At 63.2% G+C, this 21,248-nt stretch carries 18 protein-coding genes and 1 pseudogene; 6 read left to right on the plus strand and 13 right to left on the minus strand.

The genetic code is table 11. From position 1 onward, the window contains the following. Positions 1-5 precede the first annotated feature (5 nt). Together ABID37_RS08600 and ABID37_RS08605 are read right to left on the minus strand one after the other, a co-directional pair. Entirely contained in the window at positions 6-1,313 is a 1,308-nt protein-coding gene (locus ABID37_RS08600) for a carbohydrate ABC transporter permease (RefSeq protein ID WP_354193883.1), read from the minus strand. A gap of 97 nt (positions 1,314-1,410) precedes the next feature. After that, positions 1,411-2,757, minus strand: a complete 1,347-nt coding sequence (locus ABID37_RS08605) for an extracellular solute-binding protein (protein ID WP_354193840.1) — start codon at positions 2,755-2,757, stop codon at positions 1,411-1,413. A 548-nt stretch (positions 2,758-3,305) separates the two neighbouring features. Here ABID37_RS08605 and catB point away from each other — a divergent pair. Further along, positions 3,306-3,944 carry a type B chloramphenicol O-acetyltransferase gene (catB, locus tag ABID37_RS08610; protein WP_354193841.1) on the plus strand — a complete coding sequence of 213 codons (639 nt, stop codon included), beginning with the start codon at positions 3,306-3,308 and terminating at the stop codon, positions 3,942-3,944. A gap of 47 nt (positions 3,945-3,991) precedes the next feature. Here the strand turns inward: catB and tmpB are convergent, their stop codons facing one another. Both tmpB and tmpA read right to left on the minus strand, forming a co-directional pair. Further along, positions 3,992-4,600: a (R)-1-hydroxy-2-trimethylaminoethylphosphonate oxygenase gene (gene tmpB / locus ABID37_RS08615; protein ID WP_354193842.1), complete on the minus strand. Its 609-nt coding sequence runs from the start codon at positions 4,598-4,600 to the stop codon at positions 3,992-3,994. Further along, positions 4,597-5,760, minus strand: coding sequence for a 2-trimethylaminoethylphosphonate dioxygenase (gene tmpA / locus ABID37_RS08620; RefSeq protein WP_354193843.1), 1,164 nt, complete (start codon positions 5,758-5,760; stop codon positions 4,597-4,599). The genes tmpB and tmpA overlap by 4 nt, the downstream gene beginning before the upstream one ends. Here tmpA and ABID37_RS08625 point away from each other — a divergent pair. Beyond that, the gene (locus ABID37_RS08625; RefSeq protein WP_354193844.1) at positions 5,741-6,727 is read left to right on the plus strand and encodes a LysR family transcriptional regulator; all 987 of its coding nucleotides are present in this window, start codon (positions 5,741-5,743) and stop codon (positions 6,725-6,727) included. The genes tmpA and ABID37_RS08625 overlap by 20 nt on opposite strands. Before the next feature lie 74 nt (positions 6,728-6,801). On the opposite strand, the gene ABID37_RS08630 is transcribed toward ABID37_RS08625, so the two are convergent. Continuing rightward, entirely contained in the window at positions 6,802-7,464 is a 663-nt protein-coding gene (locus ABID37_RS08630) for a glutathione S-transferase family protein (RefSeq protein WP_354193845.1), read from the minus strand. A gap of 57 nt (positions 7,465-7,521) precedes the next feature. Beyond that, on the minus strand, positions 7,522-7,905 hold the full coding sequence (locus ABID37_RS08635) for a VOC family protein (protein ID WP_354193846.1): 384 nt from the start codon (positions 7,903-7,905) through the stop codon (positions 7,522-7,524). 381 nt (positions 7,906-8,286) lie between these two features. Here ABID37_RS08635 and ABID37_RS08640 point away from each other — a divergent pair, with 381 nt between their 5' ends. Next, complete coding sequence (locus ABID37_RS08640) at positions 8,287-9,432, plus strand: PQQ-dependent sugar dehydrogenase (RefSeq protein ID WP_435521545.1); 1,146 nt, start codon at positions 8,287-8,289, stop codon at positions 9,430-9,432. A 13-nt stretch (positions 9,433-9,445) separates the two neighbouring features. On the opposite strand, the gene ABID37_RS08645 is transcribed toward ABID37_RS08640, so the two are convergent. From ABID37_RS08645 to ABID37_RS08655, 3 genes are all read right to left on the minus strand, one after another. Beyond that, positions 9,446-10,324 (minus strand): alpha/beta hydrolase, encoded by an 879-nt coding sequence (locus ABID37_RS08645; protein ID WP_354193847.1) that lies wholly within the window; start codon positions 10,322-10,324, stop codon positions 9,446-9,448. A 187-nt stretch (positions 10,325-10,511) separates the two neighbouring features. Then, positions 10,512-10,817, minus strand: a complete 306-nt coding sequence (locus ABID37_RS08650; RefSeq protein WP_354193848.1) for a putative quinol monooxygenase — start codon at positions 10,815-10,817, stop codon at positions 10,512-10,514. Positions 10,818-10,940: 123 nt separating this feature from the next. Next, complete coding sequence (locus tag ABID37_RS08655) at positions 10,941-12,146, minus strand: NAD(P)/FAD-dependent oxidoreductase (RefSeq protein WP_354193849.1); 1,206 nt, start codon at positions 12,144-12,146, stop codon at positions 10,941-10,943. Between the two features lie 290 nt (positions 12,147-12,436). Here ABID37_RS08655 and ABID37_RS08660 point away from each other — a divergent pair, with 290 nt between their 5' ends. The 3 genes from ABID37_RS08660 to ABID37_RS08670 all read left to right on the plus strand — a co-directional run bounded on the left by ABID37_RS08660 (position 12,437) and on the right by ABID37_RS08670 (position 16,136). After that, positions 12,437-13,213, plus strand: a complete 777-nt coding sequence (locus ABID37_RS08660; RefSeq protein WP_435521547.1) for an N-formylglutamate amidohydrolase — start codon at positions 12,437-12,439, stop codon at positions 13,211-13,213. A gap of 83 nt (positions 13,214-13,296) precedes the next feature. Then, positions 13,297-15,084: a flavohemoglobin expression-modulating QEGLA motif protein gene (locus ABID37_RS08665; protein WP_354193851.1), complete on the plus strand. Its 1,788-nt coding sequence runs from the start codon at positions 13,297-13,299 to the stop codon at positions 15,082-15,084. 8 nt (positions 15,085-15,092) lie between these two features. Continuing rightward, positions 15,093-16,136 (plus strand): glutathione synthetase, encoded by a 1,044-nt coding sequence (locus ABID37_RS08670; protein WP_354193852.1) that lies wholly within the window; start codon positions 15,093-15,095, stop codon positions 16,134-16,136. A gap of 96 nt (positions 16,137-16,232) precedes the next feature. Here the strand turns inward: ABID37_RS08670 and ABID37_RS08675 are convergent, their stop codons facing one another. The 4 genes and pseudogenes from ABID37_RS08675 to ABID37_RS08690 form a co-directional block, all read right to left on the minus strand. Further along, on the minus strand, positions 16,233-17,297 hold the full coding sequence (locus tag ABID37_RS08675) for a DNA topoisomerase IB (protein ID WP_354193853.1): 1,065 nt from the start codon (positions 17,295-17,297) through the stop codon (positions 16,233-16,235). A 103-nt stretch (positions 17,298-17,400) separates the two neighbouring features. Next, on the minus strand, positions 17,401-18,261 hold the full coding sequence (locus ABID37_RS08680; protein WP_354193854.1) for a formylglycine-generating enzyme family protein: 861 nt from the start codon (positions 18,259-18,261) through the stop codon (positions 17,401-17,403). Positions 18,262-18,369: 108 nt separating this feature from the next. Next, positions 18,370-19,920 carry a sulfatase family protein gene (locus ABID37_RS08685; protein WP_354193855.1) on the minus strand — a complete coding sequence of 517 codons (1,551 nt, stop codon included), beginning with the start codon at positions 19,918-19,920 and terminating at the stop codon, positions 18,370-18,372. Between the two features lie 277 nt (positions 19,921-20,197). Beyond that, positions 20,198-21,247: pseudogene (locus ABID37_RS08690) on the minus strand (ABC transporter ATP-binding protein); the annotation flags it as partial. Between the last annotated feature and the right edge of the window lies 1 nt (position 21,248).

A 21,248-nucleotide genomic window follows, 5' to 3' on the forward strand; every position in this document is an offset into this window, starting at 1 on the left:
CGCCCTCACAGCTCTATCCGCGGCCGGGTGATCAGCGCATTGTAGTTGAACAGGCGCAGATAGATGAGCGACAGCACGATGCCGATGACGACCAGCACCAACGCCATGGCCGCGCCATAGCCATATTGCAGGTTGCCCGCATAGTTGTTCAGCGCCGTGTGATAGATCCACAGCGACCAGATCTCCGTCGCGCCGCCCGGCCCGCCATCGGTGGCCAGCAAGGTCTGCTCGATGGAGGTGAGCAGCGACAGCGTCTGGTAGCAGGTGACGAACAGGATCGGCCATTTGAGCTGCGGCAGGATGATGTGGCGGATCTGCTGCCAGCGATAGGCGCCGTCCACGCTGGCGGCATGGAAATGGGTTTCGGGTATAGCCTTGATGGCCGAGGCGAAGATCAACATGCCCATCGAGGCCCCGACGAAGCCGTTGATCATGATGACGAAGAACCAGGCCTGGGTTGCGCTGTCGAGCATCCAGTTGCGCGGCCTGACGCCGAAATCGGAAAGCACGGCGTTGAGGAAGCCCGTGTCCCAGGCGACCCATTTCCACAAAAGCACGTAGATCACCACCGGCGAGATGCGCGGCAGGAACCAGATGATGCGGAAGATGCCCGCCGGCCGCTCGGGCATGTAGTGGGTGGCGATGGCCAGGAACATCGCATAGCCGATGTTGAAGAAGACCAGCGTCATGGCCACGAAGAACAGCGTGTTGAAGAACACGCGCGTCGTGTCGCGCGAGGAGCTGAGGCGGCGGAAATTGTCCGTCGTCCAGTTCCAGCCCGTGTAGGTCGCTGCCGCGAGCGCCTCCTTTTCCTCCGCGGTGAGGTCAGGGTCTATGGCCTCCGCCGCCGCGACGAGGGCGCCGGAACTGGCAAAGCGCGCATTGGCCAGCGAGCGGCTGAAGGCGTCCGAAATGCGCTTGACCGTGCGCGTATCCGGCCGGTCGGGCAGGGCGCGGATCACGCGCTCGAATTCGCGCCGCGAGGTAAAGCTCTCGTCCATATGGCTGCGCCGCAGGCTGGCCACGATGCCGGAGGCGATGCCCATCTCCTCCAGCGCCGCCAGTCCCCTTTCATCCACCACATAGGTCGGCTGGCCGAGCCGCTCGGCCAGTTCGCCCATTTCGTAGCGTTCGCCGAGCACTCTCAGCGCACCGGGCGAGACCTGATGGGCGCCACCGCTGATGCCTGTCGCGGTGTTCATGTTGGTGAAGGCGAAGACGCCGGTGAGCACCACGGGCATGAGGAAAAACAGGACCACCAGAAGGAGCGCCGGCAACAGCAGCAGGACGCCGAGCCCGCGCGAGCTGTCCAGCAGGCCGAGCCTCCGGCGCGCGGGCGCGGCCCCGGCACCGCCCGATGCCGGAAGGCGCTCTGTTTTGTCGCGGAACGCGTCCATCAGCTCGTGCCCGTCAGCGGATGACGATGGCCTCGCCGAGGCTGTTGCGCAGTTCCGCCTCCACGTCGCTCACCGCCTGCTCCGGGGTCTTCTGGCCGGTCCACGCACTTTCCAGCCCCTTCCACATCGCGCTCCAGTAGTCGCCGAAATTGGTGTTGTTGGGCATGGCATTGGCATGGGGCAGAAGCCGTTCCGTCGCCTCGCGCGCCCAGCGGTCGTTCGAATAGAGATCGATGTTGGACTGCTGATGGGCGATGCCCAGATGCGCCGACTTGATGGCGTGCAGCGTGTTGATGCGCGGCTCCGAGGCGATCTTGATCAGTTCGGCCGCGATATTGGTCTGCTCCTCGCCGTGGCCGCTGGTCAGCAGGTAGACGAGCGGGTGGGTGAGCGTGTTGGCCTTGCCGCCTTCGCCTGCGGGAATGAGCGTGAAGGCAACGTTGCCGAAGAAGTCCTGGAGACCTTCCTGGTTCACGTAGCGGGCATAGTGCCATGTGCCGCCGTGCCAGATGCCGACCTTGCCGCTCGGCACTTCCGAATACCACTGGTCGGTTGGCGTGCCGATGTGGTTCTTGCGGGTCACGCCGGCCGCGGCCGCATCGGCGAAGAACTGGTAGAAGCGCTGCATCGCGGCCTTGTCGAGAACGAGCTTGCCGTCCTCCTCCATCACGCCGCCAAAGGAGGTGTAGAATTGCCAGTAATCCGGCCCGTTCTCGGGACGCGGATAGAAGCCGTATCCAGGCTGCACGACGCCGGCATCCTGCATCTTCTTGGCGTCCTCCAGTACGTTGGCCAGCGTGTATTCGCCCGCCTGCACCCGCGCCGGCAGCGCCTCCAGGTCCTCGTCGGAATAGCCGATCGCCTTCATGTGCGGCTTCCAGAAGAAGAACGGACGCGATTCCGCATCCTGCGGCAGGCCGTAGACCACGCCGCCATACGAGGCGATCTCCATCAGGTTCTCGTAGATGTCGTTGATCGGCCAGGCGTCGAGGTTCAGATAGTCCTCGGCCGGCACGATCAGGCCCGACTGCGACCACGGCGCGATGTCCTCGTGGCCGGTGACCACGATGTTGGGGGCATTGCCGGCCTCGGCGGCCAGCGTGAGCGCCTGCTTGAAATCGTCCCAGCCGGGATAGACCTTCTTCTCGACGGTGATGTTGAGGTCCTCGCCGGCGATGGCCCGCTCCCGCTCGAGGATGTCGGCCGCCATTTCGATGGCGTCCACGCGGTAATTGTCGTTCGGTCCGGTGCCGCCGGACCAGATGCTGATGGTGACGTTCTGCGCGGCCGCAAGGCCAATGTTGCCAAGAAGCGCCACGGCCGCAGCGCCTGCCCAGATCGCCAAACGCGATATTGTCATCTCTCTCGACCTCCCTTTGTCGGTGCGTCGCCTGCCGGCGCCATGATCTGTCCGGGAAAGAGGCTCGTCAGCTCGTGACGACCCGCGTTCCAGATCCGGAATGTCGATTGGTTATGATCCTCCCTGCTGACAGTCGGATGACATTTTGCGCACGTGTGCAGATTATCCGCCATTTCTGGCGCAGCAGGCATTGCACACGTGTACAATGGCATCGACCCGACCTTTCGTCAACCGACCGTACCGGGCAATACCGATTGGTCTTCCTGTGTCTTCAAGGGAGCCAGGCTGACGATCCACTGCCCAGGTGTTGCCCGCCTCGATCGGCATATCGATGCAAATGCCGTGAGAGGTACCGACGCCTTGCCAGTGCTCTAATTAAGTGGCATCAGGGTTTTATGAAGTCCGCTGACTGTACCACCTGAACGCGCTTCCGCGTCATCGACGCGAGAAGCCTTCGTGCCGGCTCTCCGCTCGTGGCCGGCGGGTTTTGTTATGCCACGGCGTGCCCCTCGACGCCGCCAATGCAGCTTCCTTCATCGGTACTTCTCATGCACAATTTCTTCGAAAGCCCCTTCAGGGGCATTACGCTCGACAAGCAGGTCACCCACCCGAACATCGTCGTGGGGCGCTACAGCTACTATTCGGGCTATTACCACGGTCACGGCTTCGATGATTGCGCCCGGTTTCTTCTGCCCGAGGAAGGCGCCGACAGGCTGATCGTCGGCAGCTTCTGCTCCATCGGCTCAGGCGCGGCCTTCATCATGGCGGGCAATCAGGGACATCGCAACGACTGGATCAGCACCTTTCCGTTCTACTGGATGAGCGAGGTTCCGGCCTTTGCGGGTGCGCAGAACGGCTATCTTCCGGCAGGCGATACGGTCATCGGCAACGATGTGTGGATCGGCTCCGAAGCCATCGTCATGCCGGGCGTCACCATCGGCCATGGCGCGGTAATCGGCACTCGCGCACTGGTGACGCGCGATGTCGAACCCTACGCCATCATCGGCGGCAATCCGGGCAAGGTGATCCGCAAGCGCTTCAGCGACGCCGACATCGACAGGTTGCTGGAAATGGCATGGTGGAACTGGAGCGACGATCAACTGCACGACGCGATGCCTGTCCTGACCAGCGGCGACGTGGAAGCCCTCCACCGCCACTGGAAAGCGACCATCAACATCAGCCGGTAGCAGCAAGGGGCCTCGCTACGTACGGCAGCCCGAAGGCCGGAGGTTCCTCAAGCCGGAATCCGGCCGGATGCCTGCATATGATCGTCCACGACCCTTTGCACTATCGGGGCGTAGTAGGAAAATCCGGGGGTGGCCATTCCCGCCACCTTACCCGCATCATCGAGATAGCGGACCTTCACGATCTCCCTGAAATTGGGAAGCTTCTCGAAGGCTGCGATCTCCTCGGCGTTCATCGGGCCGCCTTGCAGTTTCAGCGAATGGATCGAAGCTTCGGAAAGCTCGTCGAAATATTTCGGATCGGTGGCACAAATATAACGCTTGGCAGCCACATGATAACGTACGCAATCGGTGACGATGGTGGGAAAGAAGCGCTCCAGCACCAGCGCGCCGGCCTCTTCATGGTGCTTGTCATGTGTGTCGTTCATCGAGAACGTGCCGAATTCGCTGGTGAAGTGGCCGATATCATGGAGGAGGGCGGCCACTATGATTTTTTCTTCTTCGCCCTGCCGCTGTGCCAGACAGGCGCCCTGGAGCATGTGCTCGGCCATGGTTACAGGCTCGCCGAGATACTCCTCGCCGCCCCGGCGCTCGAAGATATCGGCCAGAAACGCCACGATTGTCCGGTGGGTGAGTTCGTCCTTGGCCTGCGCGTTCATTCAGCTGCCTCCGGGATCTTCGAGGAATTCCTGCCGGCTTCGATGGCGGCCAGCGTGGACAGAAGGCCGTCCTTGTCGGCGTAGCAACCCTGGAGCCAGCGCGATCCGGCGCCCGAATAACCCTTGCGTGCATGCAGCACGCGGGTGTTGTCGACGATGAAGCTTTCGCCGGGAGCGAGCTTGAAGGTGACTTCCATGGAGGGGTCGTCGATGATTTCGCCCAGCCGCCGATAGGCCGCGTAATAGTCCGCCATGTCCTCGAAGGGCACATCGGTGATGGCGGCCGTCGAACGATTGTTGAAGCGGATGCCGATCAGCTCGCCATCCGGTGCAAGTTCGATCATCGGCCGCCGCGATTGCAGGCAGACACCGGAACTGCCGGCATACTCGAAGCGGGCGCAATAGCGGGACAGCAGGTCGAAACCGCGCGGATCTTCCGCCCGCAGGCGCTCGGCCGCCCGGAACCCGTCGACCACCATGTTCTCGCCGCCCTCGGCAGAATTTTCGAGGCAGTAGAGGATCTGCAGGGTCGGAACCGGATCGCGATAGGGATTGTCGGTATGGGCCTGGAGCCCGAGCCCGGTATAGGCAAGGTTGCTCGGGTTGACCTCGGTGCGCACCTCGAAATACCTGCCATAGTTGGTCTCGCGCACATAGCCGAACAGCGCGGCGACCTCCAGCAAGGCCTCGGGCTTCACCGGCCCGCCGGCGAGCTTGCCGAAACCGTAGCGGCGCACGCCCGCCAGCCAGCGCGCCAGAGCGTCATTGTCACTGGAAACCTCGGAGAACGCCGCCAGCGGGATGTTGTCGCCAAGCGAAGCATCCCAGGTCTCGATATTGGGCGCCGTCCATCCCGCGACGGCGGGCGCCGGACCGTCATAGGCATGGTCGGCCAGCCATGCGCTGTCGAAGGGAATCGTCCGGCCTTCCGGGTGAAAGGTCGCATGAAGCGCACCGTCGCGGATTTCTGCACGGGACACCACGGTGTCGGCCGGGATGTCGCCGAGCGTGATCAGCCGTTGTCCATTGCCGGGCGCGCGCGTCTGCTCGTCACGAGCGTTGTCGCGAAGCCAGATCGCATGGAAGCGCCGCACGACACCATCGGACCATGTCAGGGCGATTGATTTTCCGTCGTCGAGAATGTCCGCTTTCGACAGCATTTTTGCCTCCAGGTTCATGTCATCGACATTGAAGTCCTGGCAAGGCATAATGACAATCAACAATTTCCAACAACATGACCCTGTTTTCATTATGACTAAAGCCTCCGGCGACCTCCCACCGCTTGAATGGATTCGCGTGTTCGAAGCGGCGGCGCGGCTGGGCAGCTTCACAGCCGCCGGCGGTGAGCTGGGCCTGACGCAGGCTGCCGTCAGCCAGCGCATCCGCAATCTCGAGCTGCGGATCGGCGCGCAGCTTTTCGACCGGCAGGCGCGTGGCGTGAGCCTGTCCACCCAGGGCGAAACCTGGCTGCCCCATGTGCAGGCCGCGCTCGACCAGCTTGCCCATTCGACGGCCAACCTGTTTTCCGCGCCACGCCGCAAACTCACCATCGCGGCTTCTTCGTCCATCATCGAACTGTGGGTCGCGCCGCGCCTGGTTCGAATTGCACAAGCTTTGCCGCAGCTCCAGCTATCGTTCGAGACGATCCAGCGCCTGCCTGACTATCCGCGCAGCGAGGCGGGCATCGAAATCCGTTTCGGCGCCGGTATCTGGCCGGACATGAAGGCGGACCGGCTCTACAGCGAGGAACTTGCGCCAGTCGCCGCGCCCGGCCTAGTGCACAGCACAGGGCGCGACTGGCAAGATCTTCCCCGCATTGCCGTATCGGGCCCTAGGCTCGGCTGGCGGGACTGGGCGCTTGCCGCCGAAGCGCAGCCGCCACCCGTCCCGGTGCTGCGCTTCGACACCTTCGTGCAAGCGCTTCGCGCCGCCGAGGCGGGCGCCGGCGTGCTGCTCGGCTCGCTGCCGCTCTGTCATTCGGCACTCGAAGCCGGCCGGCTGGTCCGCCTCGAGGCCGGAAGCCTTTCCATGGATATGGGTTACTGGATCATGTGGCCGCTTCGCCGGCCGAATTTCAGGGAATTCAAGGTCTTGAAGGATATTCTTACTAAACCTGCCGCTGGATGAAGGTCGCGCCCGGGATGCGGATGAACCTGCGGCGCCGGCTCAAACGGGGCATCCCGTCCTGAGCCTTTGAACCGTCATTTCATGGGCACTTCCGCTCTGCATGTGTCCGCCGCGGCGAAATGCGCCATCTGGTCGTCTTTCGCCTTCCTGAAGGCCGGACGGGCGCAGGCGCGCTCGACATAGGCGCCGAGGGCCGGGAAGGTTCCGAACCCGCGGACTTTCGGGATGCGCAGCACGTCCGCCATGAGGATGTCGGCAGCGGTAAAGCGGCCGGCCGCCAGCCACTCGCGGGTGGCAAGCACCTTTTCGAGATGTTCCAGCCGCATGGCCATCCAGCCTTCGAGCGGATTGTCGCCGGACGTCGACAAGCCAATGAACCACCACGGCACCGTCACCATCTCGATCGAGTTCAGCGCGGCGACAATCCATTGGAGCGTTTCCGCCGCGCCCTGCCGGTCACGCGGCATCAGCACGTCGCTCTTGCCGGCCAGATGCAGGAGCGCGGCGCCGCTCTCGAAGATCACGATGCCGTCGTCTTCGAGAAATGGCACTTGCCCGAAGGGCTGGCGCGCGAAATGCTCCGGACCGCGCTCGTCGAAGGGAACGGTGCGGACCTCATAGGCAATCCCGGCTTCCTCGCAGGCCCAACGCAACCTGATGTCGCGGACATGGCCGCGTGGGCTGCCTTTTCCTCCCGGCACCCAGTCATAGGTCCAGATGATCAACGGTTTGGGCATGGGCTCACTTTCCTGTTGGCGGCCGGGGCCGCTTTCGCAGCGGGTTGGCGACGTATCTCATGCGCTGTTCAGATGCAGGATGTTGCCGTCGGGATCCTTGAACCAGACCATCTTGAACCCGTCCGCGTCGTGGACGCCGTCCTTGTAGGTCACGCCCTCCATCTCGTAGCGTTCGAATTGCACACCCTTGGCGCGCAGATCGGCCGCGATGGCATCCAGATCGGCACCGCAGTCCCAGACCACGGCGTTGGCCTTGTTGGTGCCTGCAAATTCGGAGGGGTAGACGACGAGATGCGTCGCGCCGGTCTTGTAGACCAGCACGTCTTCCATGCCGTCCTGCACGAGTTCCAGCCCCAGCATATCGCTGTAGAAGCGCCGCGCCCGCTCGATGTCGCCCACCGCAACGATGGCCGAGGAAGCCTTTTCCTGAATTCCACTCATCGGATGTCTCCTGTTGCTGATACCATTAGGACGCATGAGACGCTTCGGTTCCGACACCCCCGAACGAAAAAGTATGATCAGCCGTCTATAGTTCCGTGTTGTGAAGCCGTTATCGATGCGGTCCGGCGATGCTTTCGCCAGGCACCGGCCTGTCATGCGGCCGGCAGCGTGAACAGGTTTCCGGAATCCGGCCGCGCCATTTTCCAATTGAGGAGTGCAGTTTATGACGACAAGTTGATCCCGTTGACCGATCAATATCCGCTCCCGGTCGTTATCTTGTCCATCGATTGTGGTCCTGTCGGGCAGGGACGGGGATCGGAAGCGCCGCCCCTGCAATTCACCGGACGCTTGCCAAGACAAGATTTGCTCATCGGAGGCATCATGACCCGGCACAAAACATCTCTGGCGACGGCAGCGCTGGCCGCTGCGCTGATGTTCAACAGCGCCGCACAGGCCCAAAGGATCAATGCCGGTGACCGGCCGGCAAGCACCAACCCGCCCTTCGCCGCACAGGCCGTTGCCGAGTTCGATACGCCCTGGGCCATCGCATTCCTGCCCGATGGACGGATGCTCGTCACCGAAAAGCCGGGCCGGGCCTTTCTCGTCACCCCGACCGGCGGGAAAATCGAGGTCGGCAATGTGCCCGAGGTTGCGGCATCCGGCCAGACCGGCATGCTCGACATCGCCGTCGCGCCGGATTTCGAATCCAGCTCGACGGTCTATTTCACCTATGTCGAACCCGACGCCGGCGGCAACCGCCTGGCACTGTCGCGCGCCACGCTTTCCGTTTCGGACAATGAGGCGACGCTCGCCGACGCCGCGGTGATCTGGCGGCAAACACCGGGAGGTGGCAGCGGCCATCCGGGCGGCATCATCGCCTTCGACCCGCAGGGAACCCATCTGTTCCTGACGGTCGGCGAACGCATGCGACCCACAAGCGCACAGGATCCCGAACAGGCACGTGGCAAGGTGCTGCGGCTCAATCTCGACGGCAGCACGCCGTCGGACAACCCGCTTGCCGGGCAGGGCGGCGTGCAGGCGCAGACATGGACGACAGGCCATCGCAATCCCTACGGCCTCGCCTTCGCACCGGACGGCCGCCTTTGGCAGCACGAGATGGGACCGCGCGGCGGCGACGAACTGAACCTGATCGAGCAAGGCCGGAACTATGGCTGGCCGATCGTTTCCAATGGCAGCGAATACAGCGGCGTCGCCATTCCCGACCACGATACCCGGCCCGAATTCGCGGCGCCGGCCGTCTACTGGAATCCCGTCATCTCACCGGCTGGCCTTGCCTTCTACGAGGGCGCCATGTTCCGGGAATGGCAGGGCTCTGCGCTGATCGGCGGGCTTTCGGCCCGCGTGCTTGTGCGCATCGCATTCAATGCCGACGGCCGCCCCGACGAAGCCGAGCGCTGGAGCATGGGCGCACGCATCCGCGATGTCGCCGTCGCCCCCGACGGCGCTGTCTGGGTCATCGAGGACGACAATCCCGGACGGCTGCTGCGCCTGACGCCGTCAGGCTGACGTTCTTTTCTGGTCAGGCGGCCGCAAATGGCAGCGACAGCGGAAGCGACGCCGCCATGGTCGCGCCATGGCCGAGACCTTTCAGGACATGGCTCTGGAGGTCGATCGCGGACTTCGAGCGAAGACGCTCCACAAGTTCCATGGTGCGCGGCGAGGGGGCGGGAGGACTGTTGTCGCCACGCCGCCGCTCGCTGTCTCCGAGTGCGATCAGCACATCTTTCGCCGATTTCAGGGGGCCCGCAGCCTGCTCGAATGCAAGGAGCCTTCCTTCGTGCCAGCCCACGGATGGGCTGATCGCGCAATACCGGGCAAACGCTTCGGGCCGCGCGAACAGAGCGTAGAGCGCGAACAGGCCTCCGTAGGAATGTCCCCAGATGGCGCGACGGTCAGGATTCACGTCGACGCCACGCTCCGCTTCGTCGCGAAGTTCGCCCGTCAGGGTGGTCAGAAAACGGTCTGCGCCTCCGATCATCCTGCCGGCCCGACCAGGATCCTTGACCGGTTCTTCACCGACGGGAGGCGTATAGTCCAGTGAGCGCTGGTTCACATCCACGCGCAGAGGGGTGTCGTAGCCGACCCCGACCAGGACGAGTTGAGGTGCGCTGGCAAGAAGCGCGACCGTGAGCGCATTGAAGGCTGCATTGCCGTCCAGCATGTAAAGTACAGGATAGCCGCCGGCCGGCGACGGATGCCGGGGCATTGCCGTGAACAGTTGATAGGTACGTCCTTCGCCGGTGTGCACCAATCGCCTCGCCAGGGCATGCGTCGCCGGCTCCGTTGAAAAGATGGCCAGTTCCGCTTCCGATATTCGAGGCTGCGCGAAGGCCTTGCTACCCATTATGGACAGCAGCCCGGCGAGGAAGGCGCGCCTGTGAGCGGGAAATTCAAGCATAAGGGGTACTCAATTTAGGTAGCGGGGCTGGTGGCGCTGAAGCCGAATAGCGAACCGTCGAAGTTGGCTGATCGTACAAGCTACCCTTGCTATAATATGATTAAACTAGTCAAGATAATCGTACGATCATGAGCTTGGGCATGTCCGGGGGTAGGGCGGATCAGAATTCCACCGGGCCAGGCAAACATCAGGCCGACATGGCAGGCCAACAAGGCGAGAGGATCGTGATGTCGCGCTCACATTCGAGAAGATCGGGCAAGGCGGCGTGCCAATCCCGCCGATAAGGACGGTTTAGCTGCACGTTGACCACGTCCTCGCGGCTGGCCCATGTCTCGTGCAGCACGAATTCGTTCGGCTTGTCTGCGACCTGGGCAAGACGTGCATCAATAAAGGTTTTCTCTTTCCGCATCTGCTCCAGAACCGCGGTCAGCAACCCCAGAAAGCGCTCGCGCTGGCCGGGGCGCACGGTAAAGCGTATGATATAGGTTTCCATCAAGTTCATCCTTTTCCAGCGGCTGCCTTCAGGCTGAGACTGTCAGGCCCGGCGGCCCTGATCCATTACCTTGCAGGTCATATTCTGCAGAAGTTTCGCTTTGAGGATGGGCCTGGCCCGAACTCACAGCCGGAAAAGATCGGCATCGATATCCTCATGCCCCGCCAGTGCGCTGCGTATCAGTTCTGCGCCGATACGCGAGAAGGTGATGCCGTTGCCGCCATAGCCCATGAGCGCAAAAATGCGCGGCTTGCGGGGGACCGGACCGATCAGAGGCAAGCCGGTGCGGGTGGTGCCGAAGCTTCCGGCCCATGCAAATTCCGGCGTGGGGTCGATTGCGGGAAGCAGCTTGCCAAGCTTTTCGACGATGCGCTCGGTCTTCTCAGGGATCAGCGCGTCACGAGTAGCCTCATCCTTGAACTCCTCATCCTCGCCGCCACAAATAATGCGACCGTCATGCCTCGTGCGCAGATAGAGATAGGGGTCGGAAGCTTCCCAGATCAGGCCTTCGCCCGGCCAAAGCTTGCTCTTGGGGTGCCGGCGCGTTGCAATCGCCCAGGTGGATATGATCTCGTGTCGATCATTCCTGGCGACGTCCAGCAGCTCATAGCCTGTTGCAAGCACGACATAACGCGCTTCGATCCGATGACCAGATCGTGTCATCACCTCGACGAACTCCCGGCGATACCGGATTTCGACCGCCTCTTCCGGGGCGAAGAGCTGGGCACCACGGGCCCGTGCATGCGAAAGCAAGCCTGAAGTGAGCTTGACCGGATCGAGCGCCAGATTGCCGTCGGAAAGGATCGCGCCTTCGCGTTGGAGGTCGAAACCGGCTTTGAGTTCGGATGCCGTGAGATACCGCGCCGAAAGGCCGGCTGCGGCCCGTATCTCCGCTTCCTGCCTGAGACTGCTTCCGCTCAGCACGTTGCCGGCAAGATAGAGCGTCGGGCGATCCTTCATCCGGCAGGGGATTTGCAACTCCTCGATCCGTCCGCGCAAATTGGCAACGGCCAGCCTTGCGCGTTGCCACGCACGTGTTGCCCTATCTGTTCCGATGGTTCGCCGCAGTTTTGCAAGTGGCACGTCAATTTCGAACTGAACCAGGGCGGTCGTTGCACGCGTTGAGCCGAGAGAAGGTCCCCGGCGGTCGATCATGATAACGCCGTGTCCGGCTTCCGTCAGCAGATCGGCCGTCATCGCACCGGATATGCCCATGCCGATGACAAGCACGTCCGTGCGGAAATCACGCGTCAGCGGCTCTTCAGAAATTCGTTGAGAACGATAGGAACTCCAGACCGTCCTTCCAGTCCGTAGATCGAGCTTGCGCATACTGTCCCCCCGGAAAGCTGTTCAACGAACGCCGTGGGTTGCGGTTCCACTTTCGACGCCCCCCGCAGCGGCATTGGCAAAGCATGAAGCATCGGGCCTGCTTCGCTGGAAAACTCCCGGAAGCAAATGCACCGTTTCATTCCACTGGGGCGGAACCCCAATTCATATCAAATCGTTCTGTTCGCAAGCGCCGGGAAAGCCGGGTCGGTTGGCTTTGAGATGGGGACGATTTGGAACCGTATAGCAGCGATGTCGCATATCCAGGGCTTCCGGTTCGGCCTTGCGAGCCGCTGTGGAGCGTGGAGCGCAGCTTTTCACCGCTGATTGGAACGGCAATCCATAATGGCGGTCATGTCCGCGCCGACCTCATGGGCCGGCTTGCCCTTCCGCAAGCCGAGCGCTTGCGGGAAGAGGACCCGTTCACCGAATACTTCATTCGCGATGTTCCCAACCGTATCGTCTTTCACCGCTCCCGCTTCGAGATCGATCTGAACCGGGCACGCGACATGGCGGTCTATCTTCGGCCGGAACAGGCCTGGGGCCTCAAGGTGTGGAAAGACGCCCCGCCACAGCCTGTCATCGATGCATCGCTTGCCCTTCATGACGCCTACTATGGGATGCTGGAACAGATGCTGGCCGGCATCGAGGCCATGCATGGCGGTTTCGTGCTTCTCGACGTCCATTCCTACAATCATCGACGCGACGGGGCAGGCGCCCGGCCGACGGACCCGCATAAGGCCCCGGTTATCAACATCGGAACGTTCTCGATGGATCGGGCACGATGGGCGCCTCTGCTTGATGTCTTCATGGACGTGCTTTCTTCGCGGAAGGTGCAGGGGTCCTATCTCGACGTAAGGGAGAATGTGGCATTCGAGGGCAAGGGGGAGCAAACCCGCTTCGTCCATGAGCGGTTTTCACACACGGGCTGCGCGATCGCCGTCGAGTTCAAGAAAGTGTTCATGGACGAATGGACAGGCGAGCCCTTGCCCGAAACGCTGGAGCAATTGCGTGCCGCTCTCAGCGCCACGCTCCCGGTTCTGGAGGACAGACTGAGGGCGATCCTGTGACAGCCGGGCGGAAGCGATCGAACAGGCCGGATGCGGCCCCGCTTGCCGAGCGAATCCGGCAGGCACTGGCAAACGGAGAGTCCTTGCGGTGCGATCTCGGTCGAGGCGCGCGCCTCCATATAGATCGTCCGCTGCCATTCATCGTCATTCATCGGCTTGTCCGCTCCGCCGCCGCCGCGCGGGCGGTCGCATCGGCCAATGCCTCCCATCTTCTGTTCCGCACCCAGAGCGAAGCGCGTGCGATCATCGCGGAAGTGGCGGATGTGATGATCGAACGGTTTGGCACCTTCCTCGTCATCGAGGTGGCGGAACTCCCCGTGGATTCGCTGGCGGAGGATGCGTCCCGGCTCCCGCCGTTCGAGATCGAACTCGCCGCCTCCGAGGAGAACTCCGCGCAGGCGGCGCTCGCGGCCACGGCCAGCGCCATCCAGGGCGTCGACGTCAAATTCCGCCTGCCGCAGATCACGAAGGCCACGATTGCACAAAAGAAGCCCGGCGCCCCGCTGGTTTCCCGTCTCACGGGCTATCCCGTGCTTCACATAGCCTTTGCACCCATCTACCGCGCGCCGGACGGAAAGACGATTTACCCGGATCTCTCCGAGCGCGTCGTTGCGAACATGGTGGATTCCATCCTTCAGGGCATTGCCGCCTTCGTCCGCAAGTCCGGCATCATGAATCCCGCGACCCATCGTGCCCTGGGACGAAAGGTTTTCATCGATACGGTGACGCGGGCCGACTACGCCATCGACGAGGTCGCCCGATCATTCGACTTCCTGCTTTCCGTTACCCCGATCAACGCGAGCCCGGCTTTCGAGCAATTCGCCGAAAGTGGGTACAAGCGCTTCCCGCGATTTCTCTATCGGCCCTTGACGGTCGACGTGGACCGACAGAAACGGGCGCTTTATTCGATCGATCTCGATCGCTTCGAGGATCCGGTTCTGTCCCGGCTTTACGAGGAACGGCGGCTGGAGATCGACCTGCAGCTTTCCATGATCGCGGCACGGGAGACCGCTCGCTTCCGTGAGCTCGGAAGAGCGCTCTATGGGTCCGTCGAGCCTTCACTCCTCGACGCCGCCAAAGGCATCCTCGCGAAGAGCCGCATCCGCCGGAGCGATTCTCCTCCCGGGCAGGTGAGTTCCACCACGATCAAGAAACATGCCGAAGCGATGATCGCTGCCTATGGTGACGACAATGCCGGCTTTGACGCGCGGATCGAGTTGCGGGAGGACCTGCCGTCCGGCATGATGGTGACCGGATGCCGGTTGCTCATCGCCAAGGGAATGGCGGTGCCCCGCCACAGGGTCGAGGCGCTTCTCAGCCACGAGATCGGTGTCCACCTTCTCACCTATTTCAACGGGTCTGCACAAGGATTGCGTCTTTTCCGGTCCGGGCTGGCCGGATACGAAGGATTGCAGGAAGGGCTGGCCGTTCTGGCCGAATATCTCGTCGGCGGCATGACGGCCACGCGGTTGCGCCTCATCGCAGCGCGGGTGATCGCCTGCGCCATGATGCTTGAGGGGGCGAGCTTCAAGACGACCTTCGACGCCATGGTCCGCGATCACGGCTTCAGCGAGCACACTGCCTTTACGCTGACCTTGCGCGTCTATCGCGGCGGCGGCTTCGTGAAGGACGCCATCTATCTGCGCGGGCTGTTCGAGATTCTGGCCCACCTCGAGGACGGCGGCAGCCTCGATCCGTTCTGGTCCGGCAAGATCGCCGCGTCGCATTTTCCGGTCATTCAGGAACTGGAGAGCCGCGGGCTCCTGAAACCGGCCCGGATCCTGCCTCTGTTCCTCTCACGCAAGGGGGCGGCCGAACGACTTGATAAGGCCCGTTCCGGCCTTTCTCCCATCGACATGATCAACGCATAGGAGCCACGATGCGCATCGCGTTCTTCGTCAATTCCATCGAAGGCGAAAGCCCGGCATACACGACGACCACCCTGGCGCTTGCGGCGCTCATGCGTGGACACGAGATCTGCTACGTTACGCCGGAGGATTTCGTGCTGTGCCCGGACGATTCCCTGATCATCCGCGCCCTGACGCCGCCGTCCGGCAAGTACAAGAAGGCGGAGACTTTCTTCAAAGCCCTGCAATCGGAGGGAGAAACCAGGCGCCTTGCTACAGACGAGATCGATGTGCTGTTCCTGCGCAACGATCCTTCCCTCGATGCCAGCGAGCGCCCATGGGCGGCGCATGTCGGCACGCTGTTCGGTCGTCTGGCCGCGGCCCGTGGCGTCGTCGTCGTCAACGATCCCGATGGTTTGGCCAAGGCACAGAACAAGCTCTATTTCCAGGATTTCCCGCACGCGGTGCGGCCCGAAACGCTGATCGCGAAGAGCATCGATGAAATCCGCGACTTCATCCAGGCCCAGAAGAAGGGCGTCATCGTCAAGCCGCTGCAAGGGTCAGGCGGCAAGCATGTCTTCAAGATCGCATCGCCCGGCGACGCCAATCTCAACCAGATATTCGAGGCCGTGAGCGGCGAGGGCTATCTCATCGCCCAGCGCTACCTGCCCGAGGCGACCGAGGGAGACATCCGGTTTTTCCTGATGAACGGCAGGCCGCTGATGCATGAGGGGAAATATGCCGCTTTTCGCCGTATCCCCGCCGACGGCGAAACCCGGTCGAACGTACATCGCGGCGGCACAGTGGTTCAGGCAGAGATCACCGACGCGGTCCTTGCCGTGGCTGATGCCGTGCGGCCGAAGCTGATGCAGGACGGCATGTTCCTGGTCGGCCTCGATATTGTCGGCGACAAGATTCTGGAGATCAACACCTTCACGCCGGGAGGCCTGAACAATGTCTCCGAACTTCTGGGGGTCAGTTTCTGCGATGCGGTCATCGCCGCGCTTGAAGAGAAAATAACCATCCGCGACGGTTACGGCCGCCAGCTGTCGAACCGCGAACTGGCCACGCTCTAGCATCAGAAATGGGGCTAAGCAGCTACCGGCACATTCCAAGGTTCGTCGATAAACACTTGGCGCACCAGGTGTTTTCGTTCTCCACGGCTGTCCACGTCAGCCTTGGCTCAAATGCTCATCCTTATGCCGCGAAAGCCAGCGCAGGACGACGGTTTCGCCCTCGCCGAGCCCCTTGCAAGGACGGGTTTGCCGTTGGCGGATCGCCCGCATTCCGGCCGCAAGACGGCCTTCTTCCCACGCGGCAAGGATTGCCGGATGGATATAGCAGCTGCGGCACACGGCCCTCGTGTTGCAAAGAAGCCTCGCGACCTTGTCGATCACGGCATTGAGCGCCTTGGTCTTGCCCCGCTTTGATGCCGGCAGTGCCGTCTTTTCGAGCGCCAGTGCCGCCGAGACCGTGGCGCCCCACGTCCGAAAATCCTTCGAGGTGAAATCCGGCCCGATCGCGTCGGCGATGTAGTCGTTCACATCCTGGGAAGAGACCTGATGCCGGACGCCGTCTTCGACATACTGGAACAGACGTTGTCCCGGCAGTTCCTGGATCGTGCGGATGAGCTTGGCTATCCTGCGGTCGTGGAGGCTCAAATTCCACTTCTTTCCCGATTTTCCCATGAACGAGAGCCGTATCTCGGCGCCTTCGACCTCCAGATGGCGGGAGCGCAGCGTGGTCAGCCCGAAACTCTTGTTCTGCCGGGCATAGGCCTCGTTTCCCACCCGCACGAGGGTGTTGTCGAGAAGCCGGACCACGGCCGCCAGCACCCGTTCCTGCGGTAGCCCGTGACGGCGAAGATCGGCACTCACCTGCTCTCTGAGGTCGGGCAGGGCCTGCGCAAAGCCTGTGAGGCTGCAGAACTTGGTGGCGTTACGGCACTCTGTCCATTTGTCGTGGTAGCGATATTGCTTGCGGCCCCGGTCATCACGCCCGGTGGCCTGAAGATGGCCGGACGGCTCCTTGCATATCCAGACATCGGTCCAGGCCGGCGGGATCACCAGCGCCCTGATCCGGGAAAGGGTGGCCTTGTCCTTCACATGGCCACCTTGCGGGGTGACGTAGCAGAAGCCCGTTCCCGCACGCTTGCGTCGATAGCCCGGTTCGGTATCGCTGACATAAGTCAGCCCCACGCGTTCTGCCGAAAGGGCCGGTTCTTCCCTGATATCCATGCTCGTACCGGGTTCCCGCTCTCACATGTACGGAAATTGCGGCCATGCGCTTTGGTTCCGCCGGCAAAACAATGACCGGCGGGCACCCCGAAGGCGGCCGGCATCAGCCAGGGTCAGAACCGGGCTGCGGATCGATATCGTAGGCCAGCCGGAAGCCGGCATTGCTGGTGGAGGAATCCATCGCCAGCGCCGAACGCGCGGCGATGCGGTAGCGGTGGCAATAGGAGCTGTGGCACAGGAAGGAGCCACCCTTCAGCACCTTCTCGTGCTGCGTCGCCGCGTGCCGGTTGCGCGCCTTCGCGGCCTTCGACAGTGACCGCACGCGAAACCCATCCTGCGTCCATTCCCACACATTGCCGGCCATGCCGTAGAGGCCGGCCCGGTTGGCCTCGAAAGCGTGGACCGGACTGGTGCCGAAATAGCCGTCGGCCAGCGTGTTGCCGTGGGGAAAGCCGCCCTGCCAGATGTTGCAATAAACAGTGTTGTCGTCGGGCTCGGCGTCGCCCCACGGATAGCGCACGTCACCAAGGCCGCCGCGCGCGGCGTGTTCCCATTCCGCCTCGGTGGGCAGGCGGCCGCCGCACCATCGCGCGAAAGCCCGTGCATCGTTCCACGACACCTGCACCACGGGATGGTCGCCCCGGCCGGACAGGTCGCTTTCCGGTCCTTCCGGGGCCTTCCAGCAGGCGCCGTCCACGCGCACCCACCATGGTGTGCGGCCCTCATTGGCGAAATAGCCGGCGCCTTCGGCAAGCAGGCCGATGAACACCGGCGACCAGCCGAAGCGCTCGGCCTCGGTGACGTAGCCCGTCGCGGCCACGAAGGCGGCGAAACGGTCGTTAGTCACCGTCTCGATCTCGATTTCGAAGGCGTCGAGACGCACCGGCCGAGCCGGGCCTTCGCCGTCCTCGGCGATCAGCGGGCGGTCGGTGCCAACGAAGCTTTTTGTAGCCTCGAACCGCACGCGGGCAGGGCCATCCGCAATTTCCTTGCCTTGCGCGGCCCCGGCCTCCGGCTCCGCGCTCCGCCGCGATCCGGATGAACGGGAGTGGGCACAGCAGGTCATGCCGCCTCAGATGCCGCCAAGGCTGGCGCGCAACGCGCGGCTGTCATGCTCGGGCAGGTCGCCGATCTCGGCCATCTTGGCGTCGAGCTTGTCCAGCATGGCGAGGGAAATGTCCCGACAGGCCGGATCGTCCGCCCGGTTGCACAGCTCGAACGGGTCGGCCACGCAATCGAACAGTTCCCATTCCGGCGGCTCGTCACCATGGTTCGCGCCGGTCTCGCCAAGCGGATCGTTGTACCAATAGATCAGCTTGTAGCGGGAATCCCGCACGCCGTAATGGGCGAAGGCGTTGTGGAAATCGTCCTTGTGCATCCAGTAGCGATGATAGGCGACATCCTGCCAGTCTTCACCCGCCGTCCGCTCCAGCAGCGGGCGCAGGCTGGTGCCCTGCATGTAGTTCGGCACCGGCGCGCCGGCATAGTCGAGGAAGGTCGGTGCGAAATCGACATTCATGGCGATCCTATCCGATATGGAGCCGGACACGATGACCCCGGGATAGCGGATGAGGAACGGCATCTGCAACGATTCCTCATACATGAAGCGCTTGTCGAACCAGCCATGCTCACCGAGGAAGAAGCCCTGATCGGAAGTGTAGATGACGATGGTGTCGTCGGTCAGCCCCACGGCGTCGAGATGGTCGAGCAGGCGGCCGACATTCTCGTCGATGGCGGCGACGGTTTGCAGATAGCGCATCATGTAGCGCTGGTACTTGAACAGGGCGAGCTCGGCCGGATCGGTGAAGACGTGGGTCTCACCCGTCGCCGCATCGACCAGACGCAGTTCGCCGCCTGCCGAAAGATCGGGGATCTTGCGGTCCCTGCGGCCGGCGACCAGCAATTCGCCGACCTCCGCGCCGCCTTCAGGCTGGGCAAGGCCGAGGTCCCTGTAGGTCATGTCGCGGCGGATGCGCATCTTCGCGGCCGCCGCCGCCGCGGCGCGGTTGTCATAGGCGTCGTCGAAGGTCTCCGGCACCGGCAGCTTGCCGTCGGCGTGGAGATGACGGTGACGCGGATGGGGCTCGAAGGGCCGGTGAGGGGCCTTGTGATGGCACATCATGAAGAAGGGCCGGTCGGGATCGCGCCGCTTCAGGAAATCGATGCACTTGTCGGTGACGATATCACTGGCGTAGCCGGAAACGACCTCCGCACCGTCAGGCCCGATCATCAGCGGGTCGAAATACTCGCCCTGACCCGGAAACACCGACCATTCGTCGAAGCCTGTCGGTTGATGCGCCTTGCCCTCGCCAAGATGCCACTTGCCGAACATGGCCGTCTGGTAGCCGGCTTGGCGCAGGTGCTTCGCCACATGCGGCAGGCGGTTGTCGATATAGGTGTCGAGCGTGGTGACCCGGTTCACATGGTTGTAGGTGCCGGTGAGGATCGAGGCGCGGCTCGGCGTGCAGATCGAGTTGGTGACATAGCAGCGGTCGAGGCGCATGCCTTCGCCGGCGATGCGGTCGATATTGGGTGTGCTGTTGAGCCCGGCCCCGTAGCAGGAGATCGCGCGCGCGGCGTGATCGTCCGACATGATGAAGAGGATGTTGGGTCGTGCGGTCATGTCGTTCCTGCGTGCGTCCAGGCGGGGTTCAGTGCGCTTCGGCCTCGGCGCGGGCGCGCGCCGAGGCGGGGCCGGAACCGCGCATATAGTGAAGCTCTGGCCGGTAGCCGTCGCTGCGGATGCCGACAGCAAAGAGCATGCCCGCCGCTACCCTGCCAAGACCGGCTTTGCGGCGCGGCGCGGGCTCCTCGCCCGGCTGCGGCTTGTGCGGCGAGCCGCCCCGCCCCGCCGAAGGGGCAGGGGAGGGGAGGGGCAACGAGGTATCGGCCCGCGCGTCCAGCCGCCGGCCGCTTTCGCCGTCGAAGAAGTGCAGCCGGCCGGGGTCGGGCAGGATACGCACCGTCTCCCCCGGCCTGATGGCGATGCGGTCGCGGCCGAGATAGGTGATCCGCTGGCCGGCGACATCGAGAAGCAGAAAGGTCTCGGAGCCGGTCTGCTCGATCACGGTGACGGTTGCCTCGACGCCCGAGGGGTCGAGCAGCAGATGTTCCGGACGGATGCCCAGCACCACATTTTCGCGCCCGGTATCGACACCCGGTCCGTTAGCCGGCGCAACAATTCCGCAAGCCGCGCTGAACCCGCCGTCTTTGATCCGCCCCTCGATGAAATTCATGGATGGAGAACCGATAAAGCCGGCGACGAACATGTTCTGCGGCCGGTCGTAGAGGTCGAGCGGCGCGCCGGCCTGCTCGACCGAGCCGTCGCGCATGACGACGATCTTGTCGGCCATGGTCATGGCCTCCACCTGGTCGTGGGTGACGTAGACGGTGGTGGTGCGCAGGCGCTGGTGCAGCGCCTTGATCTCGGCGCGCATCTGCACGCGCAGCTTGGCGTCGAGATTGGACAGCGGCTCGTCGAACAGGAACACCTGCGGGTCGCGCACGATGGCGCGGCCCATGGCCACGCGCTGGCGCTGGCCGCCCGAAAGCTGGCGCGGATAACGATCGAGCAGATGGGCAAGATCGAGAATGCCGGCGGCATAAGCCACGCGCTGGTCGATCTCCGCCTGCTTCTTGCCGGCGAGCTTCAGCGAAAAGCCCATGTTGCGGGCCACGGTCATGTGCGGATAGAGCGCGTAGTTCTGGAACACCATGGCCACGTCGCGCTGCTTGGGCGGCACATTGTTGACGAGGCGGCCGTCGATGCGGATCTCGCCTTGCGAAATGTCCTCCAGCCCGGCGATCATGCGCAGGAGCGTGGACTTGCCGCAGCCGGACGGCCCCACCAGCGCGACGAACTCGCCGTCCTCAACGTCGGAGTCGATGCCGCGCAACACCTCCACCGCACCATAGGCTTTGCGCACGCCGCGCAGATTGACCTCAGCCATG

The sequence above is a fragment of the Aquamicrobium terrae genome, from assembly GCF_040545735.1.
Taxonomy (GTDB): Bacteria; Pseudomonadota; Alphaproteobacteria; order Rhizobiales; family Rhizobiaceae; genus Mesorhizobium; species Mesorhizobium terrae_A.